Origin of the sequence: Vibrio sp. JC009 (genome assembly GCF_029016485.1) — a bacterium.
In the GTDB taxonomy this organism is placed as follows: Bacteria; Pseudomonadota; Gammaproteobacteria; order Enterobacterales; family Vibrionaceae; genus Vibrio.
Map to the genome: position 1 here is coordinate 885,948 of NZ_CP092107.1, position 22,237 is coordinate 908,184.

At 43.5% G+C, this 22,237-nt stretch carries 20 protein-coding genes; 5 read left to right on the top strand and 15 right to left on the bottom strand.

Annotated features, from left to right (window positions below):
• Positions 1-26: 26 nt before the first annotated feature.
• A complete protein-coding gene (locus tag L3Q72_RS18790) occupies positions 27-1,571 on the bottom strand; it encodes a DUF3369 domain-containing protein (RefSeq protein WP_275133693.1) in 1,545 nt (514 codons plus the stop codon).
• A 267-nt stretch (positions 1,572-1,838) separates the two neighbouring features.
• On the opposite strand from L3Q72_RS18790, the gene L3Q72_RS18795 reads away from it, so the two are divergent.
• Positions 1,839-2,576, top strand: coding sequence for a sulfite exporter TauE/SafE family protein (locus tag L3Q72_RS18795; protein ID WP_275133694.1), 738 nt, complete (start codon positions 1,839-1,841; stop codon positions 2,574-2,576).
• On the opposite strand, the gene L3Q72_RS18800 is transcribed toward L3Q72_RS18795, so the two are convergent.
• Complete coding sequence (locus tag L3Q72_RS18800) at positions 2,573-3,589, bottom strand: LysR family transcriptional regulator (protein ID WP_275133695.1); 1,017 nt, start codon at positions 3,587-3,589, stop codon at positions 2,573-2,575. The genes L3Q72_RS18795 and L3Q72_RS18800 overlap by 4 nt on opposite strands.
• Before the next feature lie 440 nt (positions 3,590-4,029).
• Here L3Q72_RS18800 and L3Q72_RS18805 point away from each other — a divergent pair, with 440 nt between their 5' ends.
• The gene (locus L3Q72_RS18805) at positions 4,030-5,361 is read left to right on the top strand and encodes an MFS transporter (RefSeq protein ID WP_275133696.1); all 1,332 of its coding nucleotides are present in this window, start codon (positions 4,030-4,032) and stop codon (positions 5,359-5,361) included.
• A gap of 54 nt (positions 5,362-5,415) precedes the next feature.
• Here the strand turns inward: L3Q72_RS18805 and L3Q72_RS18810 are convergent, their stop codons facing one another.
• Complete coding sequence (locus L3Q72_RS18810) at positions 5,416-5,607, bottom strand: hypothetical protein (RefSeq protein ID WP_275133697.1); 192 nt, start codon at positions 5,605-5,607, stop codon at positions 5,416-5,418.
• A 338-nt stretch (positions 5,608-5,945) separates the two neighbouring features.
• Here L3Q72_RS18810 and L3Q72_RS18815 point away from each other — a divergent pair, with 338 nt between their 5' ends.
• Positions 5,946-7,127, top strand: a complete 1,182-nt coding sequence (locus L3Q72_RS18815; protein ID WP_275133698.1) for a Bcr/CflA family multidrug efflux MFS transporter — start codon at positions 5,946-5,948, stop codon at positions 7,125-7,127.
• A 54-nt stretch (positions 7,128-7,181) separates the two neighbouring features.
• Here the strand turns inward: L3Q72_RS18815 and L3Q72_RS18820 are convergent, their stop codons facing one another.
• The 10 genes from L3Q72_RS18820 to L3Q72_RS18865 all read right to left on the bottom strand — a co-directional run bounded on the left by L3Q72_RS18820 (position 7,182) and on the right by L3Q72_RS18865 (position 16,550).
• Positions 7,182-7,685 (bottom strand): YhcH/YjgK/YiaL family protein, encoded by a 504-nt coding sequence (locus tag L3Q72_RS18820; RefSeq protein WP_275133699.1) that lies wholly within the window; start codon positions 7,683-7,685, stop codon positions 7,182-7,184.
• 70 nt (positions 7,686-7,755) lie between these two features.
• The gene (locus tag L3Q72_RS18825) at positions 7,756-9,021 is read right to left on the bottom strand and encodes a TRAP transporter large permease (protein ID WP_275133700.1); all 1,266 of its coding nucleotides are present in this window, start codon (positions 9,019-9,021) and stop codon (positions 7,756-7,758) included.
• Positions 9,021-9,530, bottom strand: a complete 510-nt coding sequence (locus L3Q72_RS18830; RefSeq protein WP_275133701.1) for a TRAP transporter small permease — start codon at positions 9,528-9,530, stop codon at positions 9,021-9,023. Before L3Q72_RS18830 ends, L3Q72_RS18825 begins: the two co-directional genes overlap by 1 nt.
• Before the next feature lie 55 nt (positions 9,531-9,585).
• Positions 9,586-10,560 (bottom strand): sialic acid TRAP transporter substrate-binding protein SiaP, encoded by a 975-nt coding sequence (locus tag L3Q72_RS18835; protein ID WP_275133702.1) that lies wholly within the window; start codon positions 10,558-10,560, stop codon positions 9,586-9,588.
• 154 nt (positions 10,561-10,714) lie between these two features.
• Positions 10,715-11,608 (bottom strand): ROK family protein, encoded by an 894-nt coding sequence (locus L3Q72_RS18840; RefSeq protein ID WP_275133703.1) that lies wholly within the window; start codon positions 11,606-11,608, stop codon positions 10,715-10,717.
• 8 nt (positions 11,609-11,616) lie between these two features.
• The gene (locus L3Q72_RS18845) at positions 11,617-12,504 is read right to left on the bottom strand and encodes an N-acetylneuraminate lyase (protein WP_275133704.1); all 888 of its coding nucleotides are present in this window, start codon (positions 12,502-12,504) and stop codon (positions 11,617-11,619) included.
• Positions 12,505-12,706: 202 nt separating this feature from the next.
• Positions 12,707-13,414 (bottom strand): transcriptional regulator NanR, encoded by a 708-nt coding sequence (locus L3Q72_RS18850; RefSeq protein WP_275133705.1) that lies wholly within the window; start codon positions 13,412-13,414, stop codon positions 12,707-12,709.
• A gap of 88 nt (positions 13,415-13,502) precedes the next feature.
• The gene (locus L3Q72_RS18855; protein WP_275133706.1) at positions 13,503-15,029 is read right to left on the bottom strand and encodes a tripartite tricarboxylate transporter permease; all 1,527 of its coding nucleotides are present in this window, start codon (positions 15,027-15,029) and stop codon (positions 13,503-13,505) included.
• Between the two features lie 12 nt (positions 15,030-15,041).
• The gene (locus tag L3Q72_RS18860) at positions 15,042-15,536 is read right to left on the bottom strand and encodes a tripartite tricarboxylate transporter TctB family protein (protein ID WP_275133707.1); all 495 of its coding nucleotides are present in this window, start codon (positions 15,534-15,536) and stop codon (positions 15,042-15,044) included.
• 48 nt (positions 15,537-15,584) lie between these two features.
• Positions 15,585-16,550, bottom strand: coding sequence for a tripartite tricarboxylate transporter substrate binding protein (locus tag L3Q72_RS18865; RefSeq protein WP_275133708.1), 966 nt, complete (start codon positions 16,548-16,550; stop codon positions 15,585-15,587).
• Between the two features lie 390 nt (positions 16,551-16,940).
• Between L3Q72_RS18865 and L3Q72_RS18870 the strand changes: the two genes are divergently transcribed.
• Together L3Q72_RS18870 and manA are read left to right on the top strand one after the other, a co-directional pair.
• A complete protein-coding gene (locus L3Q72_RS18870) occupies positions 16,941-18,602 on the top strand; it encodes a methyl-accepting chemotaxis protein (RefSeq protein WP_275133709.1) in 1,662 nt (553 codons plus the stop codon).
• A gap of 85 nt (positions 18,603-18,687) precedes the next feature.
• Positions 18,688-19,887 (top strand): mannose-6-phosphate isomerase, class I, encoded by a 1,200-nt coding sequence (gene manA, locus L3Q72_RS18875; protein WP_275133710.1) that lies wholly within the window; start codon positions 18,688-18,690, stop codon positions 19,885-19,887.
• Between the two features lie 329 nt (positions 19,888-20,216).
• Here the strand turns inward: manA and nagA are convergent, their stop codons facing one another.
• On the bottom strand, positions 20,217-21,365 hold the full coding sequence (gene nagA / locus L3Q72_RS18880) for an N-acetylglucosamine-6-phosphate deacetylase (RefSeq protein WP_275133711.1): 1,149 nt from the start codon (positions 21,363-21,365) through the stop codon (positions 20,217-20,219).
• Positions 21,366-21,372: 7 nt separating this feature from the next.
• Entirely contained in the window at positions 21,373-22,236 is an 864-nt protein-coding gene (locus L3Q72_RS18885) for an N-acetylmannosamine kinase (protein ID WP_275133712.1), read from the bottom strand.
• Between the last annotated feature and the right edge of the window lies 1 nt (position 22,237).

Consider the following 22,237-nt stretch of genomic DNA (forward strand, 5'->3'; position numbering starts at 1 on the left):
ATATATCAATAAGCCTGCGCAGAAATCTAGTCCGGATACATTTCACGCACTGCAACAAACTCATCCCAGTTCTCCAGCATAATATCAACCAGTTCAGGCTGAAAATGTTTGCCCCTTTGTGATGTAATTTCTTTCTTTATTTCCTCATCACTCCAGCGGTCTTTATAACAGCGGAGTGAACCCAGAGCATCAAAAACATCAGCAAGCGCCGTGATACGGCCGGCAACAGGGATATCTTCTCCGCTTAGCTGATTCGGATAGCCGGTGCCATCCCATTTTTCATGGTGGAAGGTGGCAATTTCTCTGGCTAACACAATAAGTTCCCGCTTAGAGCTCTTGAGGATATCGATACCATATTCAACATGCTTTTGCATTTCAGCCCATTCGCCATTGTCCAGCTTGCCGGGTTTATGGAGGATATGGTCCGGAACCGCAACCTTACCGATATCATGCAAAGGAGAAGCATGCTTTATCATGGTGACTTCCTGCTCAGGCAGGCCGTAGTAACGCCCCAGCATCTCACTCATGGTTGCCACACGCTGAACATGAGTCCCGGTCTCTTTGCTTCTGGCTTCCACCGCATTGGCCAGACTGTAAACCAGCTCTTTAGATGTCTCCTGAAGATCAATCATCAGATTGAGATTTTCAAAGGTCAGCGAAATATTCTGCATATAGATATCCAGAAGCTGACGTTCAAGATCGGTCAAATCGGCATTCAGATTGATATAGAGCAGACTGGAAATCCCACGGTCGTTAAAGGAATAGAAAATACAGGCATCCGAATAATACATAGTCTCTTTCTCATCCAGTACCTTTTGACAACGTTCTGCAACCAACTCCGGCAGTAAGTCCAGTGAAAACTTCGGATAGCACTCAACATACTCCCCAGTCGCCGCCAGTGTCAGGGCTCTGCGCTCACTCTCATCCTGAGATGCAGGTACAACGCAGTAAAATGCAGACGCTTCCAGGTTCAGCAAAGAGGTAACCTGCCCCAGAACCGCTGTGGCATAAGTCTTCAGTGTGTTGGTATTCTGAACATTGGCGGAAGCTTCAATTACCTGACTCAGCCCCTTTTTCTGCTCTTCAATAATGCACAGGTCAAGGTATGAGCGCAGCATAGAATAGAGAAGCGTTCTGAGTTTTTGCGTAGTCAGCTCGGTCTTTTCTTTGTAATCGTCTATCTCATATTCCTGAATAACTAAATCTTCCGGTGCCTGCCCCGCCTGACCGGTGCGCAATACCAGGCGTGTCATCCGGTTTTTCAGGTCATTGCGTATATATTTGATAAGATCCAGACCGGCATGATCCGTCTCCATCACAACATCGACAAGCGCAAGAGCGATACCCTCTCTCTCCTGGAATATTTTTTTCGCTTCTTCGCCGGAATAAGCCGAGATGAGTTCCAGCTTTCGTCCGCGAAATTCAAATCCGTTTAAGGCTAACTGAGTGATCTGGTGCATCTGGTAGTCATCATCCACCAAAAGAATGGTCCAGGGCTTATGCTGCTCTTTACTCTTACTTTGTCCGGGAGCTTCTTTATCTGTATTTCGTTGGTCAGCAAACAAATCCATGTGCACCTCATCATGCAATAAAACTTCTGATAGCCATACTAATAGGCTGAACCATTATTAAATAAAATCAAGATGTTTGTGAATTTTTTGCAGGCTAGTTGTTAGCTTTATGTAGTATTAACTTGTAACTCATTAAATTAAATTTTTATTCCTCGTATTGCACATACTTTTCATATATCGAATACCACTTTCCTTCTGTGCCGTTCTTCAGGCTAACTGATTAAAATACAATGGCTAATATTCCATAATCCACTCCAGGGTGCCCCCATGATCACCGACCTGTTTTTTTATCTGACAGCCATTCCCGCTGTGCTGGTTTACGGCATAGGTAAGGGAGGATTTGGCGGTGCACTTGGTGTTATCGCTGTACCTCTGATGGCCCTGACAACCCCACCTTTTCAGGCCGCCTCCATCCTTCTGCCTATTTTGTGCGTTATGGATTTTTTTGCCGTCCGCTATCATGTCAGGCACTGCGATTTTGCAGAAATCAAATTAATGCTGCCATCTGCCTTACTTGGCATCCTGGTGGGCTCTGCGATTATGGGAATGGTCTCAGACAGATTTGTAGAGCTCTTTATCGGCGGCATATCGCTGCTTTTCTGCCTGCAGTACTACCTGAAAGGAAACAGCAAACAGACCAGCAAATTCGCCGGCTACTTCTGGAGCCTGATATCCGGCATTTCCAGTACCATGATCCATGCCGGTGGCGGCCCTATCAGCATTTATCTGCTGCCTAAAAAACTGGATAAGCGTGTTATGGTCGGAACCATGGCGGTGTTTTTTGCCATCATGAATTTTATCAAACTGATCCCTTATACTTACTTTGGTCAGTTTGACAGTCAGAATCTGCTCACCTCTCTGGTGTTAATCCCTCTTGCTCCTGTGGGCGTTAAACTGGGTGTTTACCTTCTTCAGGTTATTTCGCAGGAGCAGGTGTATAAGATCTGTTATTTCCTCCTGCTGCTGTCCGGTGGAAAGCTGTTCTATTCAGGCCTGCTGGGTTAACCTTCCGCTTCGAATACATGTTTTGTCCGTCGCTGCTTAAATTGCGCGACGGTTTCCTCATGGTGCTCAAGGAAAAACGTCTTAAACTCTTTAACGCAGTGAGTCATAAACTGCCGGGGATGATAATAGATATTAAGAAACCAGTCGTCTGTTTCGTACTCTTCCAGTAACTTTACAAGACGTCCGCTTTTTAAGTATGGATAAAGGATATATTCGGGTAAATAGCTTATCCCCATAGAGCCAAGAGCCGCAGAAAGCTGCATTTTTGCATCCGAAAGCTCCAGCGTTTTTTCTATTTTCGTAGGAATGATTTGCCCGGAGTCTTTATAAATCCACTCATTATTATCGGGAAAGGTTTTCGAATATAAACAGCGGTGCTCAACGAGATCGCCGGGAACAAGAGGCTCACCGTGCTCTTTTATATATTCAGGGGAAGCCACGGTAACAAACTTTTGTTTAAGAAGGTTTTTGCAGACTAAACGAAGATCCGGCTCTTTCTCTGCTGCGCTTCCGGAAATTGCAGATATCACAAAATCACTCTCCTGATGGTGATCAACCGCTCGAGGAGTGACTAGTAGCTGAATATCAACCTGAGAATTCTGCTGAATAAAATCGTTGATCAGCGCAAGCACTACATCTTCAACGTAAAAAGGGGTGGGACCGCAGCATACTTTTATTCTGCCTATGACCTCAGAATTAAACTGCCCTAACTCATTAACAATAAAGCTGATATCCGCATTCACCGAAGAGAGTTTATCATACAGGAATGCCCCCGCTTCAGTCAGTCTCTGTTTGGGATTGTTTCTCTGGTACAGAGTAAGGCCAAGCTCCGTTTCCAGATCGCTAAGCCAGCGGGAGCCGGTACTTTTAGATACACCTAACGCTTCTGAGGCATTGGTTATTGAACCCGCATTTATCAGCTCCAGAAAGAACAGCATTTTTACGACAAGCTGGGGTGGAACAGCGGTCAGATGACTTTCATTTTGGATAAATCCATAAGAACTATTTGTCATAAAAAATACCGCTCTCTCCTATGATTAGGTATAAAAATACACAATCCGGCAGCAATAACAAAAGTGTTTTTTTTCACAATGAGACACCACAGCTTAACCTCCACAATTTCTCCATAATCTATCAATCTCCATTCATTATCATTTATTAAAAACGTGAAGCTGCGGTTTCTTAAATGGAACAAAGCGTTTTTTTAATAAGACCCTATGAAATATCTGTGTGACTCAACTCTAATTTCGAAAGATATTTAGACAATCATCACACTTCATATTTCATTCATCGAAGGGGATGTCCCATGAATGCCATTTTTCGTTCTTTTATCCAGGAGTACTGTTTCTGAAGATAACAAAAAATATCCAATAAATTGCACGGTCAACTTCTGCCCCAACACTATATAAGGCCGTGTTTACCTGAAGCAAAAATATATATCTGAGAGGAAAACATGGAACATGTACTCCAAAAAGGTTTTAAACCTCAAGCGTTAGGCGTGGTTGTCTATGTGTTTGTAACTATGTACCTGCAGTTGACCATCGCCGGGCCAGACAGTATGAACATACTGATGCCGGCGTTGGTAGAAAAATTTCATATGAATCCCGGAGAAATCATGGGAGCAATATCAGCCGTAAGACTGGTTGGCGTTGTTGCCGGTATCATTGCTGGTGCCTTGATCATGAAGCATGGATTCAAAAGCATTGGAGTGCCGTCTATTATTTTGTGCGGTATTGCGGTAGCGATGATGGGACGAGTCGATAGCTGGACAGGTATTATGGTTATTCAGACTATTCTGACCATACTGACTCCGGTCTTGATGCTTATTCAGGGGGGGCTAATCGCTAACTGGTTTGTTCGCTATAAAGGTATAATTTTTGGAATTGTAACCATTTCTGCACCATTAAGTACGGCGACCTTCACGCCAATCGGTATGAAAGTATTCCAACAGGTAGGCTTTGTAGATTTCTATACAGGCCTTGGTTCTGTTATCGCATTTTGTGGGGTGTTAGGCATCTGGGCAATGAAAGAAAAACCTGAAGACCACGGCTTCGATCCTGATGGTATTCCTTTTACAGATGAAGAGCGCGCTGAACTTGAAGCAGCCCGAGAGGCTGAGAAAAACCACAAGACAGCATGGCCAATTACAAAACTATTAACCTGTAAAGAGTTTTGGTATCTAACCATTGCATGGAGTTTAATTGGTGGTCTGATGATGGCAGGTATTATGAGCCAGGTAATCCCGATTCTTACCGGTTCTGGCGTCGAACTCGACTCTGCCCTATTTATGATGTCTGCTATGGCACTTGGTGGCATGCCTCTTAGCTACTTCTGGGGATGGCTGGATGATAAAATCGGCACACCTAAAACAAACGCTGTATTTTCCCTAGCCTATGTTATCGGTGCAGCAGGTTTCGCCTTTGGTGGCCCAGACAACATGTACCTAATCTACATCGCACTATTCTGTATATCCCTAGGTGTGGGTGGTATGCCTAATCTAATGCCATCAATCATTGCATGGGTATTTGGCCGCAACGAATTTGTAAACATCTATCGCTGGGTTTATGGATTCCAGATGGTATGTATGAGTATTGGTATGACATACCTGGCAGTAATGAATGATATGACCGGTTCTTACAGCGTATCATTTATGACCTTTATTCCTCTTGCCCTTCTTTGCTCCTTGTGCTTTATGCTAATTCGCAAGACATATGACCCTGAGCGCATCGCTCTTGAAGAAAAAGCGGGCAACGCAACAAGCAGACCACAAGAAGCTACAAACTAATAATTCTCAATTAAAAAAGCCCCCTCACCGACTCGGAGAAGGGGCTTTTATTGTTTAAGCTTTAAACACCATGACTGACTTTGTTGGCAATGATGCTCGCTTTCCCTTCTCCACCCACAACTCTTGGGTATATACCTTCTGACCGGCTGATCCTGACGTCAGAATCATCCTGATATAATTCATTACTGCGACAAGGCTAATCACCAGCAACATCGCGTCAAACAATGACAAACCAAGTTCCGTCATAAATTCCTCTTTACATAATTAAATCTGAGACTGAAAAGGATTTACTCTCGCACTCATAATAACGAGTACAAACGGCACTACATATCGATCCTTTATTGATTTACATCAACAATGTATCACAAACTCTGCCACTCGTGTAGCAGAAATTAAATAAATTAGATGCTAGCAAAGGCAGAGCCCTGGTCACTTATGCCAATATCGCCAAGCCATCCCCAAATATACAAAAGCACTTCTCATAGGTGAAATGGCAATTACTAAAAATATGCTTATTATTGATTGTTTACTACCGACCCGCTGTTTTGCGGATACCGCCCATCATTAGCACCAGATCCTTAATTATGACCGCAACCAAATTAGAACCTTGTCTGATGATAATACTCGGGATAATCGCCGGGTTGACTCCACTTGCAATGGATATGTACCTTCCAGCAATGCCTCAAATGGCGGCCGATCTCCAAACCAGCAGTAACGCGGTCCAATTTACGTTAACCACGTATGTTGCAGGCTTTGCAATAGGTCAGTTGATCCATGGCCCCCTTTCCGACCGCTACGGAAGAAGGCCAATTCTTATCTCAGGTATTGCCCTGTTTGGTGTTTCCGCAATTTGCTGTGCATTTGTAGACTCAATTCTAGCGCTTACTCTGATACGTTTTGTTCAGGGTTTAGGAGGAGCCGCCGGTGCCGTTGTTCTAATGGCCATCATCCGGGATATGTTTGACCGCGAGAAATTTGCCAGCGTGATGTCACTGGTCAGCCTGGTCATGACAGTTGCCCCGCTTATCGCGCCAATGCTTGGTGGTTACATCACCGTCTACTTTGGCTGGCAATCGATATTTATCCTTCTGACTCTTATTGCCGCTGTTATCATTGTACTGATTCTTGCAAAAGTAAAAGAAACACTCGGAGAGGAAAAGCGTCAGCCACTGGCATTTTCCTCTATCTTCAGAAACTATTTTGCCGTTCTGAAAAGTCCGGCCTCGCTGGGTCTTATTCTGTGTGACTCCCTGGCATTTACCGGCATGTTCGCTTTCCTGACAGTCGGTTCATTTGTTTATATCGAATACTTTGGCGTAGACATCGAGTACTTCGGCTATCTGTTTGCGCTAAACATAGTCACCATGTTTCTTCTGACCACAATAAATGCCCGCTTTCTCAGAATATTTGGTATTCACCATATGCTCAGACTGGGCCTGACCATCATGCTGATCTCATGCGTAGGGCTTGCCTGCGTCTGGTTCCTTGAATTAAGCATTTGGTATCTGGTACCGAGTATTATGCTCTATATCGGCCCCTGCACACTGATCGGGAGTAACTGTATGGGCTTGCTGCTAAGCCGCTATTCAGAGCTTGCAGGTACAGCCTCAGGTCTGGCCGGTACCGCGAAATTTGGCATATCCGCAGTACTTGGAGCCGTTATCGCCGGCTCACCTCATAACGTACTGATGACACTGGTACTGAGTATGGTGCTTTGTGCACTTGGCTCTACAGCCTGTTATGTTATTTTTGCCAGAAAGATCTGACATAAAATAAAGAATCATAGTAATAATTCAGCAACCTCTGTCTCAATGGATCTTTCACAACAAATTAATACCTGAAGATTCATCAATACAATCTTTATGAACTTTCACTACTACCTTAATAACTTTTTCGGTAGTACCTGGCTTAAATATACAACCAGGAGTATGAGGCTCTTTAGGAAAAAGGATGGCACACTTACCTGGCTGTAACCTCAGCTCTTGTTCATTTTCAATACTATCCAGCAAGGCAAAATCGTTGTCTTGCTTATACACTGGCAGGATATGTTCATCAGTGGCTTTATCGCCAAAATACAGCGTTTCTTTCCCGGTAAGCAGAGCCTGAATATCAATATAATCCAAGTGAACCTCGGGCAATTTATCAGCTTTAGCTTCCGTATTATACTCCATAAGATTGGCGAAAATTCGATCGCCCTCTATTTCATAACGACCAAAAGGCATTGACTTCTCGGGGTCTAAACCTGAGATAAACGCAAGACCTTTCATTATTGCCTTTGGTAAAAAATCCGCTTCGAAACACTTATCAATATCTATATAAATCATATTATTTCCTTAAAAAAAAGGGGGGCGCATCGTGGGTCGCCCCCAAAAGATGAAGTAGCGTCCCCCTAAGCTACATCAACAAATTAGGTAAAAACATGACTAGGGAAGGCCAAAGGATCACGAGAATAAGCACCGCAAATAGAGGTAACAGGAAAGGAACAACCGAACGAGCAAGTACCGGGAACGGGATGTTACCCACTTTAGCGACGACAAATAGTGCAACTCCCATCGGAGGTGTCAGGATCCCAAGCATCATGTTAAGTACCATCACCACACCGAAATAAACAGGGTCAATTCCCATAGAAACTGCTACAGGCAATAAGATTGGCACAACCAACAGCAACAGAGCTAAGGTTTCAATGAAGGCACCAAGTACCAACAACATCAGGTTGATAGCCAGCATGAAAATAATTGGATTGTCTGTAAAATCTAAAAAGAACTCAGCTGCATGCTGTGGTATACGCTCTTTTACCACCACATAACCAAATAAACTCACTCCCGCAATAAGAAGACCTATAACAGCTGATGTATTCACCGTCTCGCGTATTATTTCCAGTAACCTAGCCCCATCAAGCTCGCGGTATACCACAAACCCCAAAAACAATGCGTACAATGAAGCTATTACAGCAGCCTCAGTGGGTGTTACAAAACCGGAAAATATACCGCCAATGATGATCGCCGGAGTAAGCAATGGTAAAACGGCTCCCTTAAAAGATGTACATAGTTCTTGCCGGGTAGCACGCGGATGAACAGGATAACCACGTTTTTTAGCGATAACATAGACAAGGGTCATCAGCGCAGCAGAGCAGAGCAAAGCAGGAACAATACCACCAATGAACAGAGCTCCAATTGAAGCACCGGATGTTACACCGTAGATAACCATAGGGATACTTGGTGGCATAAGTGGCCCGATAACACTTGACGCAGCAGTTATCGCACCGGAAAAATCATCATGATAGCCCTCGTCCCGCATCGCTTTTATTTCCAGCTGCCCTAAGCCACCTGAGTCTGCATGTGCAGAACCAGACATGCCTGAAAATAGCAAACTGGCAAGTACATTCACATGACCAAGACTACCGGTATAATGACCGAGAAGCGCTTTGGCAAAACGGAACATCCGCTCAGTGATACCCCCGCTATTCATCAGTAGCCCGGCAAAAATAAAAAAAGGAACAGCAAGCAAAGGAAATGAATCAAGGCCAGCCAGCATTTTCTGTGGAGCCAGAGCAATACCACCGTTGAAACTAAGATAAATGACCGATACAACGAGCAATGTCATCGCTACCGGCATACCCAAGGCTAATAACGCGCCCCAACCAGCAAATAAACCAAACATTATTTCAATTCCTCTTTTTGAGCCTGACCTCGTACGCTGCAGGAATGCTTTCTAAACAGCACCTTGCAGTCTTCAACGATGGCAATAAGTGAACGGAACGCCATTAATGCGAATCCCACCGGAACAATCACATACACAGCAGATACAGGTACATCCATGGTGATGGCTTCTAACCGGTGCATCCTCAGGGTGGATTTATATCCCAGCTTTACCAGGTAAATACATGTCACCAGGTAAATCGTATGGATAACAATAAACAGAAGAGCTCTTGCCTTCGGTTTTAGCAGATTAGGAACAAGATCAACCGCAATATGATCTCGTTTGGCGACAGCTTCACTTGCTCCTAACATAACGACATAGATATAGAGCCAGCGGGACAATTCTTCTGTCCAAACAATGGACATATCAAGTAAATAACGACTGAAAATTTGCAGAACAAGTGTACAAAATAAAAGAATAAAGAGTACGACCGCAATATTTCGCTCTGCATTCTTAAAAAGACTAAACATGGTTACGAATCCTATTTTAGCCCTCGCCTCAATAAACGGTGCGAGGGCATTTCACTTACAGCTTAGACAAAGTATCTACAGTTTTAGCACCATAGCGCTCGTCCACTTCAGCATAGTACTCACCCATCGCATCGCGGAATGGCTTAAGATCAGGGTAGGTAAAGTTCACCCCTTCTGACTTAAAGAAGTCGATTAGATTCTGCTCTTTCTCTTTTACCAGTTGGTTATTATATTTGCCGCCAGCTTCGATAGCTGACATAACCCATTCCTTTTCCTTAGCGGATAGCGAATTCCAGGTATCTTCAGAAGCAACAATAGCCTGATCCTGAACCACATGGTTCGTCATTGCGATGTTCTTTTGTACTTCATAGAATTTCATAGATTCAATAGTTGGCAACGGATTTTCCTGACCATCCACGGCATTGGTCTGCAGGGCCAGGTACACCTCGGCAAAGGCAACTGGTGTCGGGCGAGCTTTAGCTGCCTTAGCAAAGTTCACCAATGCTTTTGCATTTGGTACTCTTAGTTTCAGCCCTTTAAAGTCCTCGTAAGAATTAAGCGGTTTATTAGAAGTTGTCTGACGAGAGCCAAAATACCAGTTATCAATCGGGCGTAACTGGAAGTTGTCAACTAACTCTTTCTTAACCTCGTTACCCCAACTACTGTTAAAGATTTTTTGCAGGTGTTCAAAGTCCCTTACAACATAAGCTGTTTCGAGAGTTTCCAGGCGTGGTACATATCGTGCCATGCCACCAAATACCTGCATGGTAAAGTCCAACTCCCCAACAGATACTTGCTCCAGCATGTCATGAACATTTCCCAATTGAGATGCCGGGTACACATTCATTTTCAGCTCACCATCAGATAGCTCTTCCAGTACTTCTGCTGCTTTCTGTGCTCCCATATAGGTTGGAGATGTCAGTGAACCCTCCAGACCGAACTTTAAGGTTTTTTCAGCAAAAACAGATGCTGACGCGCTCATTGCAAGTCCGGCCACTATGCAGGAAGTAAGTAATTTGTATTGTTTCATCGTTATCTCCGTTGATTCAGGATGATACCTTTTGCACTATCATCCATTTACACCAGTTAATTTATCGTTGCGCCGTTAGACGTTACAAAATCTATTTATATTTCTAGTTTGGTACAGTTTTACTTATTCAAGTCGTTTACATATTCCACTTGAATTATAGCCAAGCAGCTCCTCTCACACCGCTAGAGTCGCCATGTTGTGCTTTTACTAATTTCGTATGAACGTGGTCTGAAAAAATATACTCACCCCAAATCTTAGGTACTTCGTCATAGATACTTTCCAGATTTGATAACCCTCCCCCTAACACAATAATTTCAGGATCAATTAAGTTAATAACGGAGGCGAAAGCTCGAGCTAATTGATCATACAATCTGCTCATATGCGCCATCGCCTGATCATCACCGGCTTTCGCCAGATCGATAATTTCTTTAGCAGAAATCCTGCGCCCATATATCTCATAAAAATTGCGGGCAAATCCGGTACCTGAAATAAAGCTCTCCTGGCATCGGTATCTACCGCAATAACAGTCGTGGGCAGGGCCGTCTTCAACTCTATCCCAGTCAGGAAGCGGGTTGTGTCCCCATTCACCTGCTATACGATTCACACCAGTAACTAATTGCCCATTAATAACAATGCCCCCACCACAACCAGTACCAAGAATGGCCGCAAAACATGAGCTTTCAGCCTCTTTAGCCGCACCATCTTTAAACTCAGACAGAGCCAGGCAGTCAGCATCGTTAGCAATCTTTACCGGCAAAGCAAAACGCTCTGCCATATCTGCTGCTAAGTTGTGACCGTTCAGTACCTGACAATTGGCATTTTTGATTGTGTTGGTGTCCGGTGATATAGCTCCCGGACAACCAATACCAATACTGGATAGTGGCCCCACTTGGTTATCCGCACGCATAACTAACTCACTGAGCGCATCAATAAATGCTATATAGCTATCTGTGGGAGTGGCTATGCGTTCAACAAAACAGAGTTTTCCTTCGTCGTCTAAAACAACGACTTCGATCTTTGTTCCGCCAATATCAATTCCTGCGCGCATCACTTAACCTATTTCTGTAGTAAGTCGAGTTCAAATAGCTGATCAAGTTTGCTTTCTTGCTCACGAGTCAACTGCTGCAGAGGTCTGCGAACACGATCATTAGCAATCACTTCCTGCTTTTTAAGGATATATTTCAGGCCCGGAAGAACACCTACATCACAAAGAACATCAATGACCCGGTTCGCTTTAAATTGCTCAGCTCGTGCCGTCTCTATGTCATTCTGTTTAAGAGCCTGAATAATATTGGCATAACGGTAACCCATGACATTGTATGTACTGCCTATACCACCTTTTGCGCCTGCCATTTGACCCGCTAAGAAAACTTCATCAAAACCGTTGAAAATGGTCTTTTCCTGATAAGCTGCAGCCAACTGTTCCATCTGATACATGTCACCAGAGGTCTGTTTTAGTGCAGCCACATTTTCAAGATTCATAAGCTTAGCGATCTGCTCTGCACTCAGTTTCACACCACTCATCGCAGGGAAGTTATAAATGACCATTGGCAATCCATCCGCAGCTTCGATAATGCGCTGATAGTGCTCAACTAACGCATCAAACCCAAATGGATAATAGAACGGAGTGACCGCTGATACGGCATCATAGCCGTTTGCTTTAGCGGAACTAGCCAGAGAGCAGCAGTCCATTGTGCGAATGCTGCCCACATGGGCAATCATTTTCATTCCTTCCACACCAGCATCCGCCGTTGCTTCAAGCACAGCTTTTCGCTCAGAAACATTCATCATGAAAGCTTCTGCCGTCGAACCGCCCACATATACACCGTCCAATTTTTGCTTCTGTGCATTTTTTATTAGCGCCTTAACACCATCAAAATCCACGGACTCATCGTTGTTGAACGGGGTTAGCGTTGCTGCATAAATACCATCTAGATGGCTCATCTCATATTCTCCTGTCTTTAACATCTGGTACAACTATACACCTGTTATACCAGTACACCAGTATTGTTTGTAGAAAATACCCATTTGTTTTAATTGGATCACAGATCCTTAAGCCTGGATCGAATTTATAAGCCAAAAAAAACCGCCAGTGACTTCAGTCACTGGCGGTTTGGTTTTTATTGTAGGTTAAATAGCTGTGAACTTAGCTGTAATAGGTCTCGTAAACGTTATCAAGATGATCTCTCAGTGCCTGTTCCGCTCTGTCTGGATCATGCGCTTTGATTGCCTCAAAAATTTCACTGTGGTGATTGTAGCTTGTCAACGCTAAGGCATGCGGATCTTTCACTGAAGCTCTCGCCGTGATCAACCAGTCGACCATAGCCTGATGTATCGAAAGAAATATTGGATTTTCAGGAATACTCGCTAGCATTCGGTGAAAAACAACATCTGTCTTACTAAATAACTCCGGACTGTTCATCGAGTTATAGTTGTTTTCCAGTGCAACTTTCAGAACCTCAATTTGTTCGTCGGTAGCATGTTCCGCCGCGTAGCGAACAAGGCTGGACTCGAAAAACTGCCTTAATTGCTCAAAATGCCTGACACCACCCGGTGAGTGCAAATAGTCTTTTGCCATACCAGACAGTTCAGCAATAATACTTTCTGGAGATGGTCTGCTTACCCGGGCACGTTCACCACTGGTTATCTTAACTAAACCTTTGCGACTTAACGCAGACAGAGCTTCACGGACGGAAGGTCTGCCTACATCAAACATAGCCATCATTTCTCGTTCAGAAGGCAACTGTTCTCCCTCAGCAAACTCGCCTTGTCGGATCATTAATTCCAGCTCTTCTTCTACAATCTCAGATAGTTTTCGTCTTGCGATTGGACGACGAGTCACCAGTGTTTTCATATTACCTACTCTATACTTATCAATTAACCTATCTACATAGTACCTTAGTATACCAACCACTTCGCAACAGACAATCCCAGTGGCTGATTTAATCCAGGCTCAACCTTTCATTCATCGCTCTTTTCCGGGTAATCAATGGGGAGGCAACCGTCTTTGTAATCATCCATAACCAAATTATCACTGTCAGACTACCAAGCGTGAACGAAACAGGTCGGTCAAAAAACGCCGTTAACTCTGAACCGGATTTGACCACTGATGTAAGAAAGTTCTTTTCTAAAAGCGGCCCAAGAACCATACCTAATATTGCGGGCGCAACCGGGATTTTAGCGTAGATCATGACCCAACCAACAATACCTGCAATAAGCATCACCATCACACCAAACCAGGAGTTATTGATAGCAAATGAACCCATCACGCAAAACAACAGGACAAGAGGTCCAAGTATAGGATATGGAACCTTAAGCAGCTTAGATGACACATTAATCATGCCAAAACCCAGGAAAAGTAACAGCAGGTTAGCAACAAAGAACACCCCAAATGCTGCATATAAAACTTCAGGATGGTAAAGAAATAGAGTTGGCCCCGGAGCTAAATCTTTTAGATACAGTACACCGATTATAATGGCTGCACCGGAATCTCCCGGAATTCCAAACACTAAACTAGGGATCCAGCCTCCGGCAATACTTGAGTTATTCGCAGACGATGCTGAGGCAATACCCTCTTCAGAGCCATGACCATATCGTTCCGGTTGTTTAGAGAATTTTTTTGCCAGTGCATAACTTATCCAGGCAGCAATATCAGCACCAGCACCAGGAATAGCCCCGATAATAGTACCCAATAAACCACTACGGGTTATGCCTGCTTTCATGCGCCAGCACTTACGAAACAACTCTAACTTATTGCTTTTTACAATTTCATACTTAGAGGACTGAACAGAGGGCAAAGTTTTCTGAGTAACTACTTTCAACACCTCCGCTAATGCAAATACCCCGATCATAGCTGGAATAAAAGAGATTCCCCCCATCAGGTTTACATTATGAAAAGTAAACCTGGAGTAACCTGTTGTCTGATCAAGTCCGATGGAAGCTATAAATAAGCCAATCAACAAAGAACTAAATCCTTTCGCCGGGCTATCAGAAGCGACCAAAGTGGCACTACTTAAGCCTAAACAGGCTAACCAGAAATATTCATAGGAACTGAAGCTTAAAGCAAACTTTGCAAGCATTGGAGCGCCAAATGCCAGTATTACCACACTTATAAAACCGCCAATAACAGAAGCAATCAGCCCCAGACCAAGGGCATTATAAGCTTTACCTTTCTTTGTCAGAGCATGCGCATCATCACAGTATGCCGCTGATGCTGGTGTGCCAGGGATTTTTAGTAATGCCCCCGGTATATCCCCGGCAAATATAGCCATAGTACCAGCAGAAGCCATAATGGCTAATGCCGGGATCGGTTCGAGAAAAAACGTAATCGGAACCATCAACGCCAACGTCATACTTGCCGTTAAACCTGGCATTGCTCCCATTACCAGACCGAAGGTCCCTCCACCGAGGATCGCCAAAAAGACTGCTGGTTGCAGCAGCAAAGCAGCAGCAGAATATATATTATCCATGTTGAAACCTAATTATTGAAAGATTGTTCCGGTAGGAAGAGGAACCAACAGATATTCTGTGAATATCCAACTAAACAGAGCTACCGAAAAGCTAGCAATCAGAAAGCTCGATACTATCTTTCCTCTGCGCATTACAATCATTAGCAATGCTGTAACCAACGTTGAAACAAGAGCAAAACCTAATAGTTCTGCAAGCAGGATATTGCTCAATGGAACTAATAAAACCAGAGCAAACAGCAAAATCTGATTAGCGCTTACACTAAGGGTTGATGGCGAATTAGATCTTTTGACCTTATAGAGGGTAAAGAGGTTTACGCTCAAGATAAATAATCCACACGGAAATAGAATAGCAGCCACTAATGAAGGAAAAGTGCCCGGTCCTACCGGGTTACCCGGTAAAAGTGGAAACGACGAAGATGTTGTATAAATATAAGTGGAGATTCCAATCATAGCCACACCCCAGATCATTTCAAAAAGGTTGTGGTTCTTATAGCCATTACTTGACATAGTACTTTCCTAAATAAAAGGGGAAGCAAACCTTCCCCAGTTTTTCTATTACTTAACGATTCCAGCAACCTTCATGGTTGTACCCATCGCTTTATCAACTGCTTCTAGTTCCTTAGCCCAGTTCTGACCACTGACCGGGAAAATGTTCAAACGACGCTTATTAGCAAAGGAGTGAATTTCCTTGCTGTTCTGAATTTTCTTAACCAGAGGCAATAACTTATCTGTTACCTCTTTTGGCAGACCGGCAGGACCAGCCAGGCCATTCCAGGAACCAGAGTTCCACGAAATTTGAGCCGCTTCTTTTATAGTTGGAACATCTGGATAGTATTCACTACGCTCTGGGGACATAACCACCAAAGGCTCGACTTCACCAGCCTGAATCATTGAATCAGACTCATTAATTGAAGTTGAAGTAAAATCAACACCACCTGCAACCAGTTCTTGAAGTGCGGATGCCGCGCCTTCACTTGGAACCCATTTCACCGCATCCGGCTTAAGACCGGCGCTGTTCAGAAAACCAGCCATGTTCAACTGCCAAACAGAACCATAACCGCCACCTGAAGCTTTGAGTTTTCCTGGGTTAGACTTAATAAAATCAAGAAGTTGCGATGTATCCTTAAACTTAGAACCTTTCTTTACCTGAATACCGCCAACAACACCGGCAAATTTGCCTAAAGGGGTATAGTTTTTATAAGTAAGCTCTGTCAGACCAGTCCAGTGCATCATCGTAATTTCTGCGGTGATCATACCTATCGTATAGCCATCCGGTTTTGCATTTGCGATTGCACTATGACCAATCACACCCTGACCACCAGTACGATTAACAACATTAACCGGCACGCCTAGTTCTTCTGACAATGCCTTACCTACGATACGGGCAGTAGTATCAGTACCACCACCAGCACCCCAGGGAACAATTAATGTAATCGGTTTCTCAGGCCAGGCTGCAGAAGCCGCTGATGAAATCATGCTGATGCTTAACGCGAGTCCAGACAGCAATAGTTTTTTAGACATAGTTTTCCTCTGTATTTATTTCAGGTTACAGGCCGAAGCCAACACATTCCTCTGTGACCATTTTTCCCAAAGTCATCGATAAGAGGTGAAAAGATCATACTGTTATACCAGTGGTGTAACTGTGATACCGATCCTGTTATAAACATAAAGATCGTCACAAAGTAAGAGTGCACATTAAAAAATAACCAATTAAAATCTTTAAATACAATCAGTTAGATGAACTGCAATAGTAAAAAGATCTTATAACAGACACTGGATTGTAAATTTTGCCAATGCTAGCATGGTATAAACAGTAGACCAAAGAGGTGTAAGTTGTTGAAATTATCATTCAGAAAAAAGATGTATTTGCTCCTGTCTGGCGTGATTACGCTTACAATAGGTGCCACGTACATGAGCGCAAACTTGATCTTTAGTACATATCTTGTTGAAACCAAAAACGAAGCTGTAATGAGAGAGCTCAAGTTAGTTCAGGACAAGATAGAGTCTGATATTAGTAATAAGCTAATAATGGCCAGTAGGATTGATTTTGGTGTTTTAGATATAGCCGGAATCTCTGAAGAACTCGGTTTTAAAAAAGTTTTTAAGGTGAATTACGATCTACTTTTTGGCACTGAAGGCGAAATTACCGACAAAAACACGACCCAGAAGTATATCGACATGCTCAAGGAGGCCGGCGACAAGGCTGCATTGTCTTCTGTATATTTTGATAACGATCTTCCTCTGATGAACCTGGTAGTTCCAAGGTTCAAGGGCATTGGCGATATTTTCGTGCTTGATCTTAGTGAGTTTCGGGAAGATTTGGATGAGTACAAAACAGAGATAGCATCCTTCGAGCTTAGCGATAATCAAGGAAATATCGTCATATCTAACAAGGCTTCCGAAGAGCTTACCCCAATCACGAAATCTGTAAGCTTTAGTGGCAACGAATGGATGCTTAGTGGGTATATTGATGAGTCGGTGATCAACCAACAAGTCAACACTTTAGTGGAAGAAGTCACTTTAGTCCTGGCCGGAACTGCATTGATTTTGATAATTCTCAGTATCTTACTCATTAACAAACTGTTCTCTCCGATAAAGCAACTCAGTGCTCTCACCCGCGCACTATCCAGCGGAGATGCGGACTTAACCCAACGTCTTTGTATCAACTCCGGAGATGAATTTTCTTCGATCGCACAACATATAAATAAGTTTATCGAGCAGATTCAAAATCTAGTCCTCTCCGTTAAGCTGAGTAATACTGAGATTGACAATGAAACTGAGAAGCTAAAGCAGTTAATTAAAGCCAACCAGGAAATGACCAGAGAACATAGTGAAGAAACGAAAAAGATCGCAGGATCTATCGGAGAGTTAACCAGAACATCAGATAAATTAGTGCAAAATGCAACTGAAGCAACCGACCATTCACAATTAATACTAACCAGAAGTAACGACTCTTCTGATAGTGTTGAGGAAGTAGTAAGCAGCGTTCTTACACTAAGTGAGGACATTGAACAAATGGCTGACTCAGTAGCGGCTCGTACGGGCGAAACACAAGGAGTAACCGAACTGCTAAACACCATAGGCGGAATCTCAGAGCAAACAAACCTGCTTGCTTTAAATGCAGCAATAGAAGCAGCAAGAGCAGGTGAGCATGGACGCGGTTTTGCAGTTGTCGCCGATGAAGTCCGTACGCTTGCATCACATACTCAAAATACTGCAGCTAAAATCAATGATATTCTTAAACGTCTGGCTCAAGCCAATACCGAATTGTTAGACGACATGACAAAAACCAGAGCCAGTTGCGATAGCAGCGTATCAACCACTTCAACCGTCAACGATTCCCTCGAAGAAATGATTACGTCCATTCAACATATAGAAGGCCTAAACAGCTCAACATCGGATTCTGCAGAAGAGCAGCGTAGTGCGACACAACAGATATCTGACAGTATGGACTCTATTAGAGAAATGGTTTCCAAACTAAATCAACATGCTGAGCTAACAGCCGATACGATTAACACATTACTGACCACAAACCGGCAACTAAATAAAAATATAAGCATGTTCCGAATGTAGATAGTTCGGTAAAGCACTTTTTAGCTGTTCAACAGCTAAAGTGAAATCCTGTTACTTTATTTTTTATAAAATGCCAGAAGAAACTATGACTAACGCAACTAATCAATACTTCTTCCCAATGCAGAATCTTATCCAGGATTATGCATGGGGAAGCCGCACCTCCATTAACGCCCTATTTGGTATCGAAAACTCAGATGACAAACCACAGGCTGAAATCTGGATGGGGGCACACCCAAATGGGAGTTCCAAGGTTGTGGATGGCAGTGAATCTCACCTGCTCTCCGATTTTATCAACCAAGATATTTCCAGGATCCTGGCTGTTAAAACCGCCACCCAGTTTGGTGAACTGCCATACCTGTTTAAGATACTGGCAGCGCAGAGTCCTCTATCTATCCAAGTTCACCCTAGCAAAAAGCAAGCAGAACTTGGCTTTCAGAGAGAAGAAGAAGCGAAAATCCCACGCAACGATTCAAACCGCAGTTACAAAGATCCAAACCATAAACCTGAGCTGGTATACGCACTCACTGAATATCAAGCAATGAATGGCTTCCGTGTATTTTCAGAAATCCTAAAGTTAATTAAGCAGGTAAACGTAACCGCAATTACCGACCTGGTTAACACATTCGATACATCTACCAATGAAAAAGGCCTGGAAGAACTCTTTTCTGGCCTGCTTTCACTGGAAGGTGAAGTGAAAGAAAACGCTATTGCCGAACTGCTGGCCTACGCTGAAACTAATAAAGACAATGATACATTTGCCCTTATTCTGGAGCTGGCTGAACTTTACCCAAGTGACATAGGTGTATTTATGCCACTTATGCTGAACGTACTGACCCTTCAACCTGGTGAAGCCATGTTCCTGAATGCCTGTACCCCACACGCCTACCTGAAAGGCACCGGCCTTGAGATTATGGCAAATTCAGACAACGTGCTGCGTGCGGGACTGACACACAAGTTCATAGACGTACATGAGCTAGTGGCATGCACCACCTTTCAGGAAAAGTCTGCAGATAGCCTGTTGACCCGGCCAATTGAAAAAGACGGTGGCCTGTTTTTCCCTGTGCCGGTTAATGACTTTAAATTTGCGGTATTTATGTCAGCAGACAACCTGCCTATACGAACTCAAAGTGCAGAGATCTTGCTGGCCATGGATGCTGAGCTGACCTTAACTCATAGCGACGGAGAAAGTATCACTATCAGAAAAGGCGAATCTGTCTTTGTTCCGGCTTATACCAACGGATATCAGCTAAGCTCACAGGGCCGCGTAGCACGTGCCTTTAACTAAAACACAACCCTCTTATGTGAATGCACACATAAGAGGGAGGTCTGCCTACACTAGCTTCTGGAACTTGTGCTCCCCCAGGGAAATACTTACATCCGATAGTTTGTTAAGCTTTGCTAGATGATGAAGAGGGCTGCTTGGATAGTTTACAGACAAGTGCTGCTCATTTTTAGACACAACTGTCATTATCAGTTCATCTAGAATATACAAACACTTAGCATCACTATAATGATCCGATAAACGTTGAATTGAATCTGGGTCACTAACAATCAGGGAGGATTCCAGACCACGGTAGCTGAATTTATACTCTATGATCATGACGATATCATTTATTACGTAGTTTTACTTGAAAATAGTTCGCCATCAACTAACACAGATTGAGACTTATAATGCTTATCTAATATCGTTGCCGATGCTTTATATCCTGATTTCAGATAACCGATTTGGCTTTCCTGTTGAATCGCGTGAGCTGGGTATGTTGATACCATTTTTATTGCCTCCTGCTCTTCAATTCCCCAATCAAGCAGATTAGAAAGCGACTCATCCATTCCAATATGTGCACCTACCAGATTCCCCTCCTGATTAACGAGTTTATTACCATCTGCGTAGATAATTTCATCACCCAATCTGAAATAGCTCGCCGTACTACCGATAGTGGCCATTGCATCGGTCACAACAAATAGCTTTCCTTCAGGTTTAACTCTATGAGCAAGTAGCACATTTTCCTTATCAACATGAATGCCATCAACAATTATTGAACACCATGATTCATCCATAGATAAAGCGGTTCCTACAACGCCTGGTTCCCTGCTAACAAGCGGGGACATAGCATTGAACAGATGGGTAAATCCAGAGATATGTCTTTTTGCACAGACCAACTGTGCTGCTTCAGCATTACTGTGGCCGGCAGAGATAACAATATCTCTACCTTTAAGCCATTCCAGGCATTCTGACGAAACGCACTCCGGTGCTAGCGTTATTAGGGTGCTACCATCAGTAAGCCATGGAAAATGCTTAAGTTCAGACAGTGTTGGACTGCAAAGGAACTTTTCTAAATGAGCACCACGCTTTTCCGGGTTGAACCAAGGGCCTTCCAAATGAATACCCAGCACTCCGGTACAGCCTCCTGAAATGGCACTATCAATAGTATAAAGTGCCTCAATCATTTTCTGTTTGGTATCACTAACAAGCGTGGGGAGAAGATAGGCAGTACCATGTCTGCGATGTGCTGCACATATCTTAGAAACGCTGTCTACATCTGTATTCTGATTGAACATAATACCACCACCACCGTTGACCTGAAGGTCTATAAAGCCAGGTGTAACCATACAGTTTGGATAATGATGAATAGTAATGTCATTACCAAGGTCAGAAACAGAGCAAATCCCCCTAATCTCGTTTGCATTCCACACCAATGCTGAGTTTCGGTGGAACTTCTCACCATCAAAAATTCGGTCTGCGATAATCGCTTGTATACTCATTGATAGCCTATCCTTCAAACTGATACGCGGCACCTAACAGACATGCGTCATGGCTTCCTTTAGCGGGTACGATCGACACCTGAAAGCACTCTGGTCGTAATTCAATATCTTTAATGATTTTGTCAAGATAACCAGGTGCTAACCCTATGCCTCCGCCAATAACAACCGTATCTACATCTAAAGATGATTTTAGATTACAACAAAGTGTGGCTATCGCTTTTGCACTTTCCTGTATTATTGCCTCTGCCTTAGAATCATTTTCGGACAGAGCAAAAAGCTCGATATTTGTAATATCAGGAGAAATGATCTCTTTACTACGCTTGTGAATTGCCGTACCTGAAGCTATCGCCTCAACACACCCTTTTTGACCACATCCACATACAGGCCCATCACTGTCAATAACCATATGCCCAATATGACCAGCCAAGTGGCCAGAGCCTTTATATAGCTTACCGTTCAGAATTAAACCACCGCCAACACCTGTTGAAACGGTAACGTAGGCCATATTTTGGCATTTACGATCAAGCTGCAAAAACTCGTACCATGCTGCTGCCTGTGCATCATTGAGCATTTTTACTGGCAGGTTAGATTGCTTTTCGAGCTCATTTCCAAGAGGAAACGGAACAGGGAAAGAAAGCGTGTCTGGATTAATAGATGAAATTCCTTCAGGCCCGACTAAACCCGTCGTTGAAACGCCAATATTGTCTACTTGAGTGAGCCACTCTTTACACTCATTCAAAATGAACTGCGCGTATTGAAAGGCTGATTGAGCATCTGGTGTGGGCACCTGTCTTCGCTTTTGCAGTTTTCCGTTAAAAACCAAACCGAGCGCAATTTTTGTCCCACCAATATCAACAGCTAGCGTTTTCATT